15 protein-coding genes are annotated in these 16,410 nt (G+C 63.4%); all 15 read left to right on the forward strand.

Features of this window, described 5'->3' with window-relative positions; all coding sequences use genetic code 11:
* Positions 1-401 precede the first annotated feature (401 nt).
* The 15 genes from ndk to RO07_RS10355 all read left to right on the forward strand — a co-directional run bounded on the left by ndk (position 402) and on the right by RO07_RS10355 (position 16,401).
* A complete protein-coding gene (gene ndk, locus RO07_RS10285; protein ID WP_023596525.1) occupies positions 402-827 on the forward strand; it encodes a nucleoside-diphosphate kinase in 426 nt (141 codons plus the stop codon).
* A 58-nt stretch (positions 828-885) separates the two neighbouring features.
* Positions 886-2,007, forward strand: a complete 1,122-nt coding sequence (rlmN, locus tag RO07_RS10290; RefSeq protein WP_039410436.1) for a dual-specificity RNA methyltransferase RlmN — start codon at positions 886-888, stop codon at positions 2,005-2,007.
* A gap of 261 nt (positions 2,008-2,268) precedes the next feature.
* Complete coding sequence (locus RO07_RS10295) at positions 2,269-3,336, forward strand: helix-turn-helix domain-containing protein (RefSeq protein ID WP_052267189.1); 1,068 nt, start codon at positions 2,269-2,271, stop codon at positions 3,334-3,336.
* An 18-nt stretch (positions 3,337-3,354) separates the two neighbouring features.
* A complete protein-coding gene (gene ispG / locus RO07_RS10300) occupies positions 3,355-4,635 on the forward strand; it encodes a flavodoxin-dependent (E)-4-hydroxy-3-methylbut-2-enyl-diphosphate synthase (RefSeq protein WP_039410439.1) in 1,281 nt (426 codons plus the stop codon).
* 33 nt (positions 4,636-4,668) lie between these two features.
* Positions 4,669-6,045: a histidine--tRNA ligase gene (hisS, locus tag RO07_RS10305; RefSeq protein WP_039410442.1), complete on the forward strand. Its 1,377-nt coding sequence runs from the start codon at positions 4,669-4,671 to the stop codon at positions 6,043-6,045.
* A gap of 32 nt (positions 6,046-6,077) precedes the next feature.
* Positions 6,078-6,707 carry a YfgM family protein gene (locus RO07_RS10310; RefSeq protein WP_039410445.1) on the forward strand — a complete coding sequence of 210 codons (630 nt, stop codon included), beginning with the start codon at positions 6,078-6,080 and terminating at the stop codon, positions 6,705-6,707.
* A 104-nt stretch (positions 6,708-6,811) separates the two neighbouring features.
* On the forward strand, positions 6,812-7,990 hold the full coding sequence (gene bamB, locus RO07_RS10315; protein WP_052267562.1) for an outer membrane protein assembly factor BamB: 1,179 nt from the start codon (positions 6,812-6,814) through the stop codon (positions 7,988-7,990).
* A gap of 77 nt (positions 7,991-8,067) precedes the next feature.
* Entirely contained in the window at positions 8,068-9,405 is a 1,338-nt protein-coding gene (gene der / locus RO07_RS10320) for a ribosome biogenesis GTPase Der (protein WP_039410447.1), read from the forward strand.
* Positions 9,406-9,531: 126 nt separating this feature from the next.
* The gene (hfq, locus tag RO07_RS10325; protein ID WP_010807283.1) at positions 9,532-9,768 is read left to right on the forward strand and encodes an RNA chaperone Hfq; all 237 of its coding nucleotides are present in this window, start codon (positions 9,532-9,534) and stop codon (positions 9,766-9,768) included.
* Between the two features lie 100 nt (positions 9,769-9,868).
* The gene (hflX, locus tag RO07_RS10330) at positions 9,869-11,038 is read left to right on the forward strand and encodes a GTPase HflX (protein ID WP_039410449.1); all 1,170 of its coding nucleotides are present in this window, start codon (positions 9,869-9,871) and stop codon (positions 11,036-11,038) included.
* 220 nt (positions 11,039-11,258) lie between these two features.
* Positions 11,259-12,611 (forward strand): FtsH protease activity modulator HflK, encoded by a 1,353-nt coding sequence (gene hflK, locus RO07_RS10335; RefSeq protein ID WP_039410451.1) that lies wholly within the window; start codon positions 11,259-11,261, stop codon positions 12,609-12,611.
* Positions 12,612-12,623: 12 nt separating this feature from the next.
* The gene (hflC, locus tag RO07_RS10340; protein ID WP_039410454.1) at positions 12,624-13,523 is read left to right on the forward strand and encodes a protease modulator HflC; all 900 of its coding nucleotides are present in this window, start codon (positions 12,624-12,626) and stop codon (positions 13,521-13,523) included.
* Positions 13,524-13,631: 108 nt separating this feature from the next.
* A complete protein-coding gene (locus RO07_RS10345; RefSeq protein WP_237171455.1) occupies positions 13,632-13,787 on the forward strand; it encodes a DUF2065 domain-containing protein in 156 nt (51 codons plus the stop codon).
* A 38-nt stretch (positions 13,788-13,825) separates the two neighbouring features.
* On the forward strand, positions 13,826-14,986 hold the full coding sequence (locus RO07_RS10350; RefSeq protein WP_039410458.1) for an ATP phosphoribosyltransferase regulatory subunit: 1,161 nt from the start codon (positions 13,826-13,828) through the stop codon (positions 14,984-14,986).
* 74 nt (positions 14,987-15,060) lie between these two features.
* Positions 15,061-16,401: an adenylosuccinate synthase gene (locus RO07_RS10355; RefSeq protein WP_039410459.1), complete on the forward strand. Its 1,341-nt coding sequence runs from the start codon at positions 15,061-15,063 to the stop codon at positions 16,399-16,401.
* Positions 16,402-16,410 lie beyond the last annotated feature (9 nt).

The raw sequence follows: 16,410 nt of genomic DNA on the forward strand, positions 1-16,410 counted from the left end.
TGAGTTCTCCGTGGTCTTTGCACCCGCCGGCGGAACCGGCCGGCGCCTTTTTGACGCCTACGATGCCGGCGCGTACCGGCAAATCCCCCGCAGCCGTTGGTCTGGCTCGTCGTTCAAGTTGAAGCTTACCCCGGGTTGTCCGGTAAATCACTTGGACGATTCCGGAAATTTCTGGGCAATAAACCCAAATTTCAACCCCCCGGTGTCCCGGCAGACCCTTCCATCATGGGATGGTGTCGGAATCGTCGCCTCGCATCAACTTGCCGAAAAGCCGGATCGCCCGGCCGTCCTGCGTTTGAGCGGTGTGCGTACTGTAGGTTCCATCCCCATCATAACAGCCTTCATGCTACAATTACGGGTTCATGTTGGTTATATAACTGCTTAATTTTTTGGAGTTTTTCATGGCAGTCGAACGCACTTTGTCGATTATCAAGCCCGATGCCGTTGCCAAGAACGTGATCGGCCAGATCTACAGCCGTTTCGAAGGCGCAGGCCTGAAGATCGCCGCTGCCAAGCTGGTGCACCTGTCGCGCGCTGAAGCCGAGCAGTTCTATGCCGTGCACAAGGAGCGCCCGTTCTTCAAGGATCTGGTCGACTTCATGGTCTCGGGCCCGGTCATGATCCAGGTTCTGGAAGGTGAGAACGCCATCGCGAAGAATCGCGAACTGATGGGCGCCACCGACCCGAAGAAGGCGGAGAAGGGCACGATCCGCGCCGACTTCGCCGACAGCATCGACGCCAACGCCGTGCACGGCTCGGACGCCGCTGAAACGGCCGCCGTGGAAGTGGCATTCTTCTTCCCGGGCATGAACGTCTACGCGCGCTAAGCCGCGTAGCCGCTCGATCGCAGGAAGATACCGAAGGGATGTTTGACAGACTACGGCCATGACCAACCTTACGAATCTGCTTGATTACGATCCGGACGGTCTGGCCGCCTATTGCGGCACGCTCGGCGAAAAGCCGTTCCGTGCCCGCCAGCTCCAGCGTTGGATCCATCAGATGGGTGCCGCCGATTTCGACGGCATGACCGATCTGGCGAAGTCGCTGCGCGAAAAGTTGCACACGCGTGCGACCATCGCCGCGCCGACGATCATCACCGATCACGTGTCGACCGATGGCACGCGCAAATGGCTGCTCGACGTGGGCAATGGCAACGCGGTGGAGACTGTCTACATCCCCGAGGAGACGCGTGGCACGCTGTGCGTTTCATCGCAGGCGGGCTGCGCCGTCAACTGCCGGTTCTGCTCGACCGGCAAGCAAGGTTTCTCGCGCAACCTGTCGCTTGGCGAAATCATCGGCCAATTGTGGATGGCCGAATTCGCATTGCGCCGCGATCTTGGCCGCGAAGGCAAGAACGAGCGCGTCATCACCAATGTGGTGATGATGGGGATGGGCGAGCCGCTGCTCAATTTCGACAACGTCGTGGGCGCCATGCGCCTCATGCTCGACGATAACGCCTACGGGCTGTCGCGTCGCCGCGTCACATTGTCGACGTCCGGCGTGGTGCCGATGATGGACCGTCTGGGCAAGGAACTGCCCGTGGCGCTGGCCGTCTCGTTGCACGCGCCGAACGACGCGCTGCGCGATGTGCTCGTGCCGCTCAACAAGAAATATCCGTTACGCGAACTGATGGGCGCGTGCGAACGTTACCTGGAAGTGGCGCCGCGCGATTTCATCACGTTCGAGTACTGCATGCTCGACGGTGTGAACGACACCGAAGCGCATGCGCGCGAGCTTGTCGCCCTGACGCGCGACGTGCCGTGCAAATTCAATCTGATTCCGTTCAATCCGTTTCCCGAGTCCGGCCTGTTGCGCTCGAAGGATCCGCAGATCAAGCGATTTGCGCAAATCCTGCTCGATGCGGGCCTCGTCACGACCGTGCGCAAGACGCGCGGCGATGACATTGATGCCGCGTGCGGACAACTCGCCGGAGAAGTGCAAGACCGTACACGGCTTGCGCAGCGAGGAAAATTCGGGAAAATCGCGGTCGAGGTGCGTACCGTATGAGGTTACGCATGGGCGGGCGTGGACCGTGGCGAGGGCCGTCGGCCCCGCACGTGCCGTGCCGCCCGTCGGATCAGTCTCGCACCACAGCATTCCTTGCGCGGGGCGCGTGTCGCGTCTCGCGTGATTCCGTCAGTTCCTCGCCGAATCGTCCGAAGCGCTGCGCAGATTTTCACGCCGAGCGCGCGGTCGGTGACGTAGCGGGACTGTCGTCAGCATATCCTCAGCCGCCGCGGGCGGCTGCTTACGAACGGGGGCGTATCGATGGATAACCAGAATCAGGCGGATGCAGGCGGGCAAGCCGAGGCTCAGGGCCAAGGACTGCCGCAAGAACCGGCCGCCGGATTGGCCGCGCTTGGGGCACCGGTGGGAGCGCAGCTGGCCGCATTGCGCGAGAAGCGCGGCATGTCGATCGAAGACGTGTCGGCGCGTCTGAAGGTCTCGGTGCAGAAGCTCAAGCGCCTCGAAGCCGGCGAGTGGGATGCCTTGCCGGGAATTCCGTTTATCCAGGGTGTCGTGCGCAGCTACGCACGCATGCTCGGCGGCGACCCCGAGCCGATGATCGAACCGCTGCGACGTTATGGCCGCACGCCACCGATCGAAATCCCGCAGCCGCAGTCGGGACAGCCGAGCATTCCGAAGAGTCCAGTGCGCTTCCGCTCGCCCGTGGCCGCCACTCAGGCCAAGTGGCCTTGGGCGCTCGCGGCATTGGTGGTGATCGCAGGGGCCGCCTGGTACTTCGGCAACAATCACAAGGCTGGACGCGGCGCGACCGAGCCGGCGGAGCTGGCGAGTGCCGCATTGGCGCAGGGCGCGACGGATGCCGCCGAGCCCGCGAGCCAGCCGGTGGTCGCCGATGTGAACGGTACGCCGCCGGGCGCAGATGGCGCGACCAACGCCGCCAATAGCGGCAGCGTGGACAATGCGGCAAACAGTGCGTCGGCGAGTGCCGCGGCAGCGGCCGGTCCGGGCCTGATCGCCGCTGCCGATCCGACGCACGTCGTCGAGGGGCTGGCGAGTGCCGCCACGGCGGTGTCCGCGCCGGCATCGGTGCCGGTCGCGGCGTCGGCCGCCGTCGCGGGAGCGCCGGGCAATGGCAGGATTGCGTTGCGCCTGAAGGCGGACAGCTGGGTCGAAGTGCGTTCGAAGAGCGGCAAGGTGCTGTTCTCCCAGTTGATGCGTGCAGGCGCCGAACAGGAAATTACGGGCGATGCGCCGCTCAAGATCGTCGTAGGTAACGTCGCGGGCGTCGAGTCGCTGGAGTTCAACGGTCAACCGGTCGAGATCAAGTCCCGCAATGCGGGCAACGTGGCGCGTCTGACGCTCCAGTAAGACCGAAAGAGGGTAATCATGGCTTCTTTGGAATGCATGCCGATCATCGGCGGTCCGGCGCCTCGCCGTCAGTCGCGCAAGGTCGCGATTCGCTGGGGTGGCCAGTTGGTGACGGTCGGCGGCGATTCGCCGATTCGCGTGCAATCGATGACCAACACCGATACGGCGGATGCGATCGGCACGGCCATTCAGGTCAAGGAACTGGCGCAGGCCGGCTCCGAGCTCGTGCGCATCACGGTGAATACGCCGGAGGCCGCCGAGGCGGTGCCTGCGATTCGCGACCAGCTCGATCGCATGGGTGTGATGGTGCCGCTCGTGGGCGACTTCCATTACAACGGTCACAAGCTGCTCGCGGACTTTCCGGCGTGCGCCGAGGCGCTGTCGAAGTACCGTATCAACCCGGGTAACGTCGGGCAGGGCGCCAAGCGCGACACGCAGTTCGCGCAGATGATCGAAATGGCGATCAAGTACGACAAGCCGGTGCGCATTGGCGTGAACTGGGGCAGTCTGGATCAGTCACTGCTCGCGCGCATCATGGACGAGAACGCTGCGCGCGCCACGCCGTGGGAAGCGCAGAGCGTGATGTACGAGGCACTCATCACGTCGGCGCTCGAATCGGCGGAGCTCGCCCAGCGCGTAGGTCTGTCGGCCGACAAGATACTGCTCTCGTGCAAGGTGAGCGCGGTGCAGGACCTGATCGCGGTGTATCGCGAACTGGCCAAGCGTTGCGATTACGCGTTGCACCTGGGCCTCACTGAAGCCGGCATGGGTTCGAAGGGTATCGTCGCCTCGACGGCGGCACTGTCGGTGCTGCTCCAGGAAGGCATTGGCGACACGATCCGCATTTCGCTCACGCCCGAGCCGGGCGGCGCGCGGACGGGCGAAGTCGTGGTGGCGCAGGAAATCCTGCAGACGATGGGTCTGCGCGCGTTTGCGCCGATGGTCATCGCCTGCCCGGGTTGCGGACGCACCACGAGCACGGTGTTCCAGGAACTGGCGTCGAGCATTCAGACATATCTGCGTGAACAAATGCCAGTGTGGAAGGCTCAATATCCGGGCGTCGAGAACATGCACGTCGCGGTGATGGGTTGCATCGTGAACGGCCCGGGGGAATCGAAGCACGCGAACATCGGCATCAGCCTGCCGGGTTCGGGCGAATCGCCGGCGGCGCCGGTGTTCGTCGATGGCGAGAAGGTGCGTACGCTGCGCGGCGACCATATCGCCGAAGAATTCCAGCAGATCGTCGACGAATACGTGAAGACGCGCTACGGCCAGGCCGAAGGAGCGGTCGCGGCCTGAGTTGGCAGGTAAGCTGGCACGACACAAGAGAATATGACTGAAGCGAAGAAGAAGCGCCCCGCCAAGCTGGCCGGGGTCAAAGGCATGAACGACATCCTCCCGCAGGACGAAGCCCTGTGGGAGTTTTTCGAGGAAACGGTGCGTGCGATGCTGCGCGCGTACGGCTATCAGCAGATCCGTACCCCGATTCTCGAGCACACGCAGCTCTTTACGCGCGGCATCGGTGAAGTGACCGACATCGTCGAGAAGGAGATGTACAGCTTCACCGACTCGCTCAATGGCGAGCAACTCACGATGCGTCCCGAGAATACGGCCGCCGTCGTGCGCGCGACGCTCGAGCACAACCTGCTCTACAGCGGACCGAAGCGCCTGTGGTACTTCGGCCCGATGTTCCGCCACGAGAAGCCGCAACGCGGGCGTTATCGCCAGTTCCATCAGGTGGGCGTGGAAGCGCTCGGGCTGGCCGGCCCCGACGCCGACGTCGAGATCATCCTGATGTGCCAGCGCCTGTGGGATGACCTAGGCCTCACCGGCATCCATCTACAGCTCAACTCGCTGGGCCAGAGCGAGGAGCGTGCGCGTCATCGGGCCGATCTGATCGCCTATCTCGAGAAGCACGTCGATCTGCTCGACGAAGACGGCAAGCGTCGTCTCTATACGAATCCGCTGCGCGTGCTCGATACGAAGAACCCGGTGATGCAGGCGATGGTCGAAGGTGCGCCGAAGCTCATCGATTACCTCGGCGACGAGTCGCTCAAACACTTCGAGGGTGTGCAGTCGCTGCTCAAGGCGAACAACATTCCGTTCACGATCAATCCGCGCCTCGTGCGTGGTCTCGACTACTACAACCTGACCGTGTTCGAGTGGGTGACGGACAAGCTCGGTGCGCAGGGCACGGTGGCCGGCGGCGGTCGCTACGATCCGCTGATCGAACAACTCGGCGGCGATGCCACGCCAGCGTGCGGTTGGGCGATGGGCGTCGAGCGCATTCTCGAACTGCTGCGTGAAGACGATCTGGCGCCGCAGGCCGAAGGGGCCGACGTCTACGTCGTGCATCAGGGCGAGAGCGCCGTGGCGCCGGCACTGATCGCGGCCGAGCGCATGCGCGACGCCGGCCTGAACGTCGTGTTCCATTGCAGCCCGGACGGCAAGAGCAGCAGCTTCAAGTCGCAGATGAAGCGGGCGGATGCGAGCGGCGCGAATTTCGCCGTGATCGTCGGCGAGAACGAAGTCGCTTCGGGCGCGGCCGTGGTCAAGCATCTGCGTGCGGCCGATCAGGCGAACAATCAGACGAGCGTGGCGTTCGACGCCCTCGCCGAATATCTGATCGACGCCATCGTGGCCAGCGCCGACGAAAGCGTGAGCGAAAGCCTGACCGATGGCGGTGCAGGCAACGAAACCCTTCATTAATCCACGACGCCAGACACGGAGAACCCCGGCGAATGAGCAGCTATCACGAGGAACAGGAACAGATCGAGAACGTAAAGGCCTGGTGGAAGCAGTACGGCAATTACGTTATCTGGACGCTGGTCGTCATCATGCTGGCCTATGGCGGCTGGAATCTGTGGCGCTACTATGACCGCAAGCAGACGGTCGAGGCCGGTGTGCTCTACGGCGAGCTCGAGAATGCCATCGACGCCAAGAACAAGGCGAAGGTGGCGCGTATCGCGTCGGACATGGAAAGCAAGTACGGCGGCACGCCGTACGCCCAGATGACGGCGCTGCTCGCCGCCAAGTCGCTCGCCGATGCCGGTGACGCCGCCGGCGCCAAGGCGCAGTTGCAGTGGGCCGTGTCGAACGCGAAGGACGACGAGTACAAGCAGCTCGCCAAGCTGCGCCTGGCCGGTGTGCTGCTCGACGAGAAGGCGTTCGACGAAGCGCTCAAGCTGCTCGACAATCCGCCGGCGCCGTACGCCGGCCTGTTTGCCGATCGCCGTGGCGACGTGCTCGTCGCACAGAGCAAGGTGGCCGACGCTCGCGCGGCGTACAAGCTGGCGCTCGAGAAGCTCGACAAGCAGGACGCGGGCATGCGCCAGTTCGTGCAATTCAAGCTCGACGCGCTGGGGGCCTGAGGCGCGTCGGCATTCCGTTGGCAAGTATTACCCTCCCATAACGCATAACCGGGTACATGATGATCCTTAACGACTCCCGTCGATCGATGCCGCAAACGATGGCCATGTCACAGTCCGAGCAGGCGGTCCCGACGCGCCATGGCATTTTCAAGCGCGCCGGCAGCGCCGTGCTGACGCTGGCGGTGCTGGGCACGCTGGCTGGCTGCGGACTCTTCGGCAGCAAGCCGGCCCACGAGCCGACGCCGCTCACGGAGATCAAGCAGGCACTGACCGTCAAGCAGGCCTGGACGGCGAGCGTCGGCAAGGCGGGCGCCTACAGCTTCGCGCCGGTCGCCGTGGGCGACGCCGTCTTCGCGGCGGGCGCCAACGGCAGCATCATTCGTGTGGACGCGGCCACGGGCGCGTTGACCTGGTCGGCGAAGGCAGGTACGGACATCACGGCAGGCCCCGGCAGCGACGGCGAGACGACCGTCGTCGCCACGCACAAGGGCGACGTGATCGCGTTCGATCACGACGGCAAGCAGGCATGGACGGCCAACGCCGGCAGCGAAGTGCTGACCGCGCCGCTGGTCGGCCGTGGCCTGGTCGTGGTGCGCGCGATCAACAACCGCGTGACGGCGTTCGACTCGGGCACCGGTTCGGTGCGCTGGTCTTACTCGCAACCGGTCTCGACGCTCACGCTGCGCACCGGCACCGGCATGACGTTCGTGGGCGATCGCGCGGTCGTGACGGGCTTCCCCGGCGGCAAGCTGGTGGCGCTCGACACCACCACCGGCAACCCGCTGTGGGTCACGCCGCTGTCGTACCCGAAGGGGGTGACGGAAGTGGAGCGCGTGAACGACGTGACGGGCTCGCCGGTCGTGTTTGGCCGTCAGGTTTGCGGCGCGACGTTCCAGGGCCGTGTCGGCTGTGCGGATGTGCAGACCGGCAACGGTCTGTGGGCGCGCGAGTTCTCGTCGCCCAACGGCGTGTCGCAGGACGAGCGCGTGGTGACGGCGGTCAATACCGACGGCGCCGTGTACGCGTTCAGCGCAGCCGATGGCAGTACACTGTGGCAGAACGACAAGCTCAAGTACCGCGATCTGTCGGCGCCGTTGGCGCTCGGCCGCGTCGTGGTGGTGGGCGACAAGCAGGGCTATCTGCATTTCCTGTCGCGCGACAACGGCGAATTCCTCGCTCGCGTCAAACTCAGCGGTGCAATCAGCGCGCAGCCGGTACTCGCCGGTCAGACGCTGGTCGTGCAGACGCGCGACGGCAACATCTACGGCTTCCGTCCGGAATAACCGGTTACCGGCAGCACCCGGGCAACTCCGGGAACGGCCGGCAGCGCGCCGGCCGTGTTCGTTTTTAGGGCTTATTCATGAAACCCGTGATCGCGCTCGTAGGGCGCCCCAACGTCGGCAAATCGACGCTATTCAACCGTTTGACCCGATCGCGCGACGCCCTCGTCGCCGACATGCCCGGGCTCACGCGCGACCGTCACTACGGCGAGGGGCGCGTTGGCGAACACCCGTATCTGGTGATCGATACCGGCGGCTTCGAACCCGTGGCCAAGGAAGGCATTTTCCACGAAATGGCCAAGCAGACGCGCCAGGCCGTGGTCGAGGCCGACGTGGTGATCTATATCGTGGACGGCCGCCAGGGGCTTACGCCGCAGGACCAGATCATCGCCGAGTACCTGCGCAAGACCGGTCGCAAGATCATGCTCGTGGTCAACAAGGCCGAGGGCATGAAGTACACCACGGTCGCCAACGACTTCTACGAGCTCGGCCTCGGCGACCCACTGGCCATCTCGGCCGCGCACGGCGATGGCGTGAAAGAGGTCATCGACGAAGCGATTGCACCGTTTTATGCCAATCAGGACGAAAACGAAGACGACGAACAGAACGACGGCCGGGTGAAGATCGCCATCGTCGGGCGTCCGAACGTCGGCAAATCGACGCTGGTCAACACGCTGCTCGGCGAAGAGCGCGTGATCGCGTTCGACATGCCGGGCACCACGCGCGACTCCATCCACATCGATTTCGAGCGGCAAGGGCGCAACTACACGCTCATCGATACGGCCGGTCTGCGCCGCCGCGGCAAGGTGTTCGAAGCGATCGAGAAGTTCTCGGTCGTGAAGACGCTGCAATCGATCGCCGATGCGAACGTCGTGATCCTGATGCTCGATGCGCGTCAGGACATTTCCGATCAGGACGCCCATATCGCCGGCTTCATCGTCGAATCGGGCCGTGCGTTGGTCGTCGGCGTCAATAAGTGGGATGGTCTCGACGAGTACACACGTGACCAGACCAAGCAGGAACTCGAGCGAAAGCTCAAATTCCTCGGTTTCGCCAACTTCCACTTCATTTCGGCGGCAAAGGCCACGGGCATCGGCGCCTTGATGCGCTCGGTGGACGAGGCGTTCGCCGCGGCGATGAGCAAACTGCCGACGCCGAAGCTCACGCGCGCCCTGAACGAGGCCGTGGAGCATCAGCAGCCGCGCCGTTCCGGCTTCTCGCGTCCGAAACTGCGCTATGCGCACCAGGGCGGCTCGAATCCGCCGATCATCGTCATCCATGGGAATAATCTCGATGGCGTGACCGACAGCTACCGTCGCTATCTCGAGAACCGTTTCCGCGAAACTTTTAAGTTGAAGGGCACTCCATTACGCATAGAGTTCCGCAACAGCGCGAACCCTTACGCCAAGGGCGAGTGAAAGCCAGTCCCGGGCGGGGTTTTGCTGGCGAGCCCAGCAAAATCAGCTATAGTGTGGGAGTCAGGGTGGGAAGCGCGCACACGCCCTGGCGTACGGTCATTTGCTAAAAATACAATGGAGTAACTTATGAGCAACAAAGGGCAACTTCTACAAGACCCGTTTCTGAACGCCTTGCGTAAGGAGCATGTTCCCGTCTCGATCTATCTGGTCAACGGTATCAAGCTGCAGGGAAACATCGAGTCGTTCGATCAGTATGTCGTCCTGCTGCGCAACACGGTCACCCAAATGGTCTACAAGCATGCCATTTCGACGGTCGTGCCTGCGCGTCCGGTGAATTTCCATCCGGAAGCCGAGCAGTCCTGATTCAGGCTCGCCCGACCGGGAGTTTCCTCCGGCCGGGCGAATTTATCTTCCCCATCGCCCGCTCTTGTCCAACAGTCCCAATACCCATCCCCAGCGTAGCTTGACCACTAACGCCGCGCTCGTCGGCATCGATTTCGGCAAACTCGATTTCGAAGCCAGTCTGCAAGAACTCGACCTTTTGACGCAATCCGCAGGCGCCGAGCCTGTCGTGACCATTACCGGTCGCCGTCACAGCCCGGATGCGAAGCTGTTCATCGGCAGCGGCAAGGCCGAGGAACTGCGCGAGGCGATTGCCGAGTACGACGTCGAACTGGTCATCTTCAATCACGCCCTGACGCCGGGGCAGCAGCGTAACCTCGAACACCTGCTGCAACGCCGCGTCGTGGACCGCACCAGCCTGATCCTCGATATCTTCGCGCAGCGCGCGAAGAGTCACGAAGGCAAGCTGCAGGTCGAACTGGCGCAGTTGCAGTACCTGTCCACGCGTCTGGTGCGCGCCTGGACTCACCTGGAACGTCAGAAGGGCGGTATCGGTCTGCGCGGACCGGGCGAGACGCAGCTCGAAACCGACCGGCGTCTGCTGGGCGAGCGCGTAAAGTCGCTGCAGGCGCGATTGGCCAAGCTGCGTCGTCAGCACGACACGCAACGGCGCGCGCGTCAGCGCAGCGGCACGATGTCGATTTCGCTCGTCGGCTACACGAACGCGGGCAAGTCCACGCTGTTCAACGCGATGACGAAGGCCAACGCCTACGCCGCCGACCAGCTCTTCGCCACGCTCGATACCACGTCGCGTCGCGTTTATCTTGGCGAGGCGGGGAACATCGTGCTGTCCGACACTGTCGGATTCATCCGCGAGTTGCCGCACCAATTGGTTGCGGCGTTCCGGGCAACCCTCGAAGAAACGGTGCATGCCGACATGCTGTTGCATGTCGTGGATGCCTCCAGTCAGGTGCGCCAGGAACAGATGGCCGAGGTCAACGCCGTTCTGGCGGAGATCGATGCGGCGGACATTCCGCAGATTCTCGTCTGGAACAAGATCGACGCGGTGCCGGAACTGGCCGCGCAAGGACCGAGAATCGAACGGGACGAAGCCGGGCGTATCACGCGAGTCTTTTTGAGCGCACGCACGGGGCAGGGTCTGGACCTGCTGCGGGAGGCCATCAGCGAGGCGGTTGTCGCCGGCACTGCTGGGTTACAATCGCAGCACGAAGCGCCCGATGTCCGGCTCGTCGACCGTTGGGACGATGCGCCGCGCGCAGAAGACAGATAACACGAGACGTCGCACCGTGAGGGGCGGGCTGCCACGGGGAAGGCCGGCAGCGCGCTCCAACGCGGGTGACGAACTGGCAAGAGACTAGACGGAGGCCGGGCGAGGCCGCCGATCGGCACACCAGATTCGGGAACCACGCGCGAACCGGCAACATGCGCGCTCCGAAGTGCGGCGCGCCGGTCGCAACGCCAAGACCGCTTCAGTCACCACGCTTCTACCTATGCTTCCAAGAGCTTTGATGCGACGAGTTGGCTTGATTTTCTCCCTGAACGACCCGCGCTGGGGGCGGGACGGCGGCGGCGATACGCCGTCCGGCAATCAGGAGCCGAACCGCCCCGATCGTGCGAACAATCCGAATTCGCAGGATCAGAAGGAGCCGCAGCGCGGACCGCAGGGCCCGCAGCAGGACGGTCCTCCCGATCTCGACGAACTGTGGCGCGATTTCAACCGGCGGTTGAACCGCATTTTCGGCCGTAAGAACGGCGGGGGCGGCAACGGTGGCTCGGGCAATATCCCGGGCAACTCGCGCGGCTCGAGCATCGGCGTCGGTGTGGTCATCGCGCTGGCGTTCCTGATCTGGCTCGCAACCGGCGTCTTCATCGTGCAGGAAGGCCAGGTCGGGGTCGTCACCCAGTTCGGCAAGTACAAATACACGACGACCTCGGGTATTCAATGGCGCTTGCCGTATCCGTTCCAGTCGGTCGAGATCGTCAACATGTCGCAGATCCGTTCGGTCGAGATCGGCCGTTCGAACACCATCCGCGACACCGATCTGAAGGACTCCTCGATGCTCACCGGCGATGAGAACATCATCGACGTGCGCTTCGCGGTGCAGTACCGCATCAAGGACGCGACCGAGTTCCTGTTCAATAACGTGGACGCCGAATCGTCGGTCAATCTGGCCGCGCAGACGGCGGTGCGCGAAATCGTCGGCAAGAGCAAGATGGACTTCGTGCTCTACGCCGGCCGCGAAGAGATTGCCAACGAACTGGTCACGTCCATCCAGCGCATCCTCGACAGCTACAAGACCGGCATTCTGGTCACGAGCGTGACGATGCAGAGCGTGCAGCCGCCCGAGCAGGTGCAGGCGGCATTCGACGACGCCGTGAAGGCCGGTCAGGATCTGGAGCGCGCGAAGAACGAGGCGCAAGCCTATGCCAACGACGTGATTCCGCGTGCCAAGGGTACCGCGTCGCGTCTGACCGAAGAGGCGGCCGCTTACAAGGCGCGTGTCGTGTCGCAGGCGCAGGGTGACGCCGATCGCTTCAAGTCGGTGCAGGAAGCCTATGCCAAGGCACCGGGCGTGATCCGCGAGCGCATGTATCTCGATACGATGCAGCAGATCTACTCGCGCACCACGAAGATCATGGTGGATTCGAAGAACAACAGCCTGTTGTACCTGCCGTTGGACAAGATCATGGAGCGCTCGCGCCCGGACGCGTCGAGCCCGGCCCCCGCCTCCGGCGCGGGCACGGGACCGGCCGCGGGGGCGCCTGCCGCTGATGACAACAACGATGTCGACCATGATCGATCGCGCGCGGCACTGCGCAACCGCGACCGCGATTCACGCTAAGGGGATAAGCGCATGAACCGTATTGGAACCGTTATCGTCGCGCTGATCGTGCTGTTGATCGTGCTTGCCTCGACCATGTTCGTGGTGGATCAGCGTCGTTATGCCGTGGTGTTCTCGCTGGGCGAGATCAAGGACGTCTACAACCAGCCGGGCCTGAAATTCAAGCTCCCGCCGCCGCTCCAGACCGTGCTGTATCTGGACAAGCGCATCATGACCATCGACAACCCCGAGCCGGAGCGCTTCATCACGGCCGAGAAGAAGAACCTGATCGTCGACTCGTACGTGAAGTGGCGCATCGTCGATCCGCGCAAGTTCTACGTGAGCTTCAAGGGGGACAACCGTCTGGCGCAGGATCGTTTGACGCAGCAGATTCGCTCGGCCCTGCAGGAAGCATTCACCAAGCGGACGGTGACCGAAGTGGTCTCCACGCAGCGTGAACAAGTGATGCAGTGGGTTACGCAGAAGGTGGGGGAAGACGCCGCACAAGTCGGCATCCAGATCGTGGATGTGCGGATGCGTCGGGTGGATCTGGCCGCCGGCATCAGCGATTCGGTGTACAGCCGCATGGCGGCCGAGCGCAAGCGCGTGGCCAACGAATTGCGCTCGACCGGCGCTGCCGAGGCCGAGCAGATTCGCGCGGATGCCGACCGCCAGCGCGACGTGGTCGTGGCCGAAGCGTACGCCAAGGCACAGCAGGTGAAGGGTGAGGGCGACGCCACCGCCGCCGGCATTTATGCGCAGGCGTTCGGACGCGATCCGCAGTTTGCCCAGTTCTACCAGAGCCTCGAAGCGTACAAGGCGACCTTCCGCGACAAGAAGGACGTCATCATTGCCGATCCGAATAGCGATTTCTTCCGATTCATGCGCGGATCGGGCGGCGCTGGCGCGTCGGCCGGAAAAGCGGGAAAATAACCGCTTTGACACCCGAGTAGCAGCCACCGCCCGCGTCAATCGCGGGCGGTGGCATTTTGGCCGAGTCCCCCTGTGACCAGCAGCACGATAATTCTCGCTTTGGCCCTCATGCTGATCGTCGAGGGAATGTTTCCGTTTGTCGCCCCGGACCGGTGGCGTCAAAGTTTTCGTAAAATAACGGAAATGCCGTCCGCCCAGATTCGCTTCTTCGGCCTGGCCGCCGTCGTGCTGGGGCTGATGCTCATGCTGCTGGCCGATCACTAAAAGGCGCTTCCACGCGCCGTCTGAATACCGAAATACCCATGCCGAACTGGCTACTCCCCGAAAATATCGCCGACGTGCTGCCGTCCGAGGCGCGCAAGATCGAAGATCTGCGCCGGCTCATGCTCGACCGTTTCCGCACCTACGGCTACGAACTCGTCATGCCGCCGATGCTCGAATACGTCGAATCGCTGCTGACCGGCACGGGCCATGACCTCGACCTGCGCACGTTCAAGCTGGTCGACCAGCTTTCGGGGCGCACCATGGGGCTGCGCGCCGACATCACACCGCAGATTGCCCGGATTGACGCCCACCTGCTCAACCGCAAGGGCGTGACGCGTCTGTGCTATGCGGGCAGCGTGCTGTTTACGCGTCCGCGCAATCTGCTGGCGACGCGTGAGCCGTTCCAGATCGGGGCGGAAATTTTTGGTCACAGCGGTCTGGAGGCGGACCTCGAAATCCAGGAGTTGCTGCTGTTCTGCCTGCAGTTGGCCGGCCTCAAGCAGATTCGTATCGATCTGTGCCACGCGGGCGTGCTCGAAGCGTTGATCGAAGGCGTGCCCGCGGCGGAAGCCCTCGAGAGCCAGCTGTTCGGTGCGCTGGCGACCAAGGATGTGCCCCAGATCGACGCGCTCACGCAGGACCTGCCGGCGCATCTGCGCGATGCACTGCTGACCTTGACCACGTTGTATGGCGAACCCTCGGAGACGCTGGCGCGTGCCCGCAAGGCCCTGCCGGACCTGCCTGGCGTGAGTGCCGCGCTCGACGATCTGGCGTATCTGGCCGCGTCGCAAGGCAAGAACGGCCCGGCCGTCCTCTCGATCGATCTGGCCGATCTACGCGGCTACCAGTACCACAGCGGCGTGATGTTCGCGGCGTACGTCGACGGTATTCCGAATGCCATCGCGCGTGGCGGGCGGTACGACAAGGTGGGGCAGGCGTTCGGTCGTGACCGACCGGCGACCGGTTTTTCGCTCGATTTGCGTGAGCTGGCGGCGATTTCGCCGGTGGAAGCGCGCAGCAATGCGATTCTGGCGCCGGCGGACGATGTGCCCGGCCTGCGCGCCAAGATCGACAGCCTGCGCGACGCGGGCGAGGTCGTCATCCGCATGCTGCCGGGCCACGATCAGGATTTCGAGGAGTTCACCGGAGACCGGGTGCTCGTCGAGAAAGATGGCCAGTGGGTTGTGACGCCACGGTGACTTGCGCTGAAAAAAGCGGCACTGGCGCAGGCCAACACGGGTAGAATACGTTTTTAACCAAACCAACTATTGTTATGTCCGGCAATGCTTTGAATCAGGGACGCAACGTCGTCGTTATTGGAACCCAATGGGGCGACGAAGGTAAAGGTAAGGTCGTCGATTGGCTGACCGATCACGCGCAAGGCGTGGTGCGTTTCCAGGGCGGCCACAATGCCGGACATACGCTCATCATCGGTGGCAAGAAGACGATTCTGCGCCTGATCCCGTCGGGCATCATGCATGATGGCGTCACCTGCTACATCGGCAACGGCGTGGTGCTCTCGCCCGAAGCCCTGTTCAAGGAAATCGAAGAACTTGAAAGCGCCGGCCTGAACGTCTGCGGTCGTCTGCGCATCTCCGAAGCCTGTACCCTGATCCTCCCGTACCACATTGCCATCGACCAGGCGCGCGAAGCGCGTCGCGGTGCAGGCAAGATCGGCACGACCGGTCGCGGTATCGGCCCGGCGTATGAAGACAAGGTCGGCCGCCGCGCGCTGCGGGTCCAGGATCTGTTCGATCCGGAAACGTTTGCCGCTCGTCTGCGCGAGAACCTCGATTATCACAACTTCGTGCTGACCCAGTATCTGGGCGCCGAGGCCGTGGACTTCCAGAAGACGCTGGACACGATGCTGAGCTACGCCGATCGTCTGCGTCCAATGATCACCGACGTGTCGCAAGCGCTGTACGCCGCGAATCGCGAAGGGCAGAATCTGCTGTTCGAAGGCGCGCAAGGCACGCTGCTCGACATCGATCATGGCACGTATCCTTTCGTGACCAGCAGCAACTGCGTGGCAGGTGCCGCATCGGCTGGCGCCGGCGTGGGCCCGCAACAGCTGCACTACGTCCTGGGCATCACGAAGGCCTATTGCACGCGGGTGGGCGCGGGTCCTTTCCCGAGCGAGCTGTACGATGCGGACAACCCCGCACGTCAGGAGAAGATCGGCCTGCAACTGGCAACCGTCGGCAAGGAGTTCGGCTCGGTGACAGGGCGTCCGCGCCGTACCGGCTGGATGGATGCCGCCGCGCTCAAGCGTTCGATCCAAATCAACGGTGTGACTGGCCTGTGCATGACGAAGCTCGACGTGCTCGACGGTCTCGAGAACGTGCGTCTGTGCGTGGGCTACAAGGTGGACGGCCAGTCGGTCGACATTCTGCCGCGCGGCGCCGTGGATGTGGCGCGTTGCGAGCCGATCTACGAAGACTTCCCGGGCTGGACGCAAAGCACGTTCGGCGTGAAGTCGTGGGATCAGTTGCCGGTTCAGGCACAGAACTACCTCAAGCGCATTGAAGAGGTGAGCGGCATTCCGATCGACATGGTGTCGACCGGTCCGGATCGTGAGGAGACGATTCTCCTGCGTCATCCGTTCACGAACTGAATTTCCGTG

The sequence above is a fragment of the Pandoraea pulmonicola genome, assembly GCF_000815105.2.
GTDB classification, from domain to species: domain Bacteria; phylum Pseudomonadota; class Gammaproteobacteria; order Burkholderiales; family Burkholderiaceae; genus Pandoraea; species Pandoraea pulmonicola.

What these genes read in the sequence shown, in the direction of transcription:
- rlmN (WP_039410436.1), top strand. Translation starts at nt 886, where the DNA reads ATGACCAACCTTACGAATCTGCTTGATTACGATCCGGACGGTCTGGCC.
- hisS (WP_039410442.1), top strand. Translation starts at nt 4,669, where the DNA reads ATGACTGAAGCGAAGAAGAAGCGCCCCGCCAAGCTGGCCGGGGTCAAA.
- RO07_RS10355 (WP_039410459.1), top strand. Translation starts at nt 15,061, where the DNA reads ATGTCCGGCAATGCTTTGAATCAGGGACGCAACGTCGTCGTTATTGGA.
- hfq (WP_010807283.1), top strand. Translation starts at nt 9,532, where the DNA reads ATGAGCAACAAAGGGCAACTTCTACAAGACCCGTTTCTGAACGCCTTG.
- RO07_RS10350 (WP_039410458.1), top strand. Translation starts at nt 13,826, where the DNA reads ATGCCGAACTGGCTACTCCCCGAAAATATCGCCGACGTGCTGCCGTCC.
- ispG (WP_039410439.1), top strand. Translation starts at nt 3,355, where the DNA reads ATGGCTTCTTTGGAATGCATGCCGATCATCGGCGGTCCGGCGCCTCGC.
- ndk (WP_023596525.1), top strand. Translation starts at nt 402, where the DNA reads ATGGCAGTCGAACGCACTTTGTCGATTATCAAGCCCGATGCCGTTGCC.
- RO07_RS10345 (WP_237171455.1), top strand. Translation starts at nt 13,632, where the DNA reads ATGCTGATCGTCGAGGGAATGTTTCCGTTTGTCGCCCCGGACCGGTGG.
- hflC (WP_039410454.1), top strand. Translation starts at nt 12,624, where the DNA reads ATGAACCGTATTGGAACCGTTATCGTCGCGCTGATCGTGCTGTTGATC.
- hflK (WP_039410451.1), top strand. Translation starts at nt 11,259, where the DNA reads ATGCTTCCAAGAGCTTTGATGCGACGAGTTGGCTTGATTTTCTCCCTG.
- bamB (WP_052267562.1), top strand. Translation starts at nt 6,812, where the DNA reads ATGTCACAGTCCGAGCAGGCGGTCCCGACGCGCCATGGCATTTTCAAG.
- RO07_RS10310 (WP_039410445.1), top strand. Translation starts at nt 6,078, where the DNA reads ATGAGCAGCTATCACGAGGAACAGGAACAGATCGAGAACGTAAAGGCC.
- der (WP_039410447.1), top strand. Translation starts at nt 8,068, where the DNA reads ATGAAACCCGTGATCGCGCTCGTAGGGCGCCCCAACGTCGGCAAATCG.
- RO07_RS10295 (WP_052267189.1), top strand. Translation starts at nt 2,269, where the DNA reads ATGGATAACCAGAATCAGGCGGATGCAGGCGGGCAAGCCGAGGCTCAG.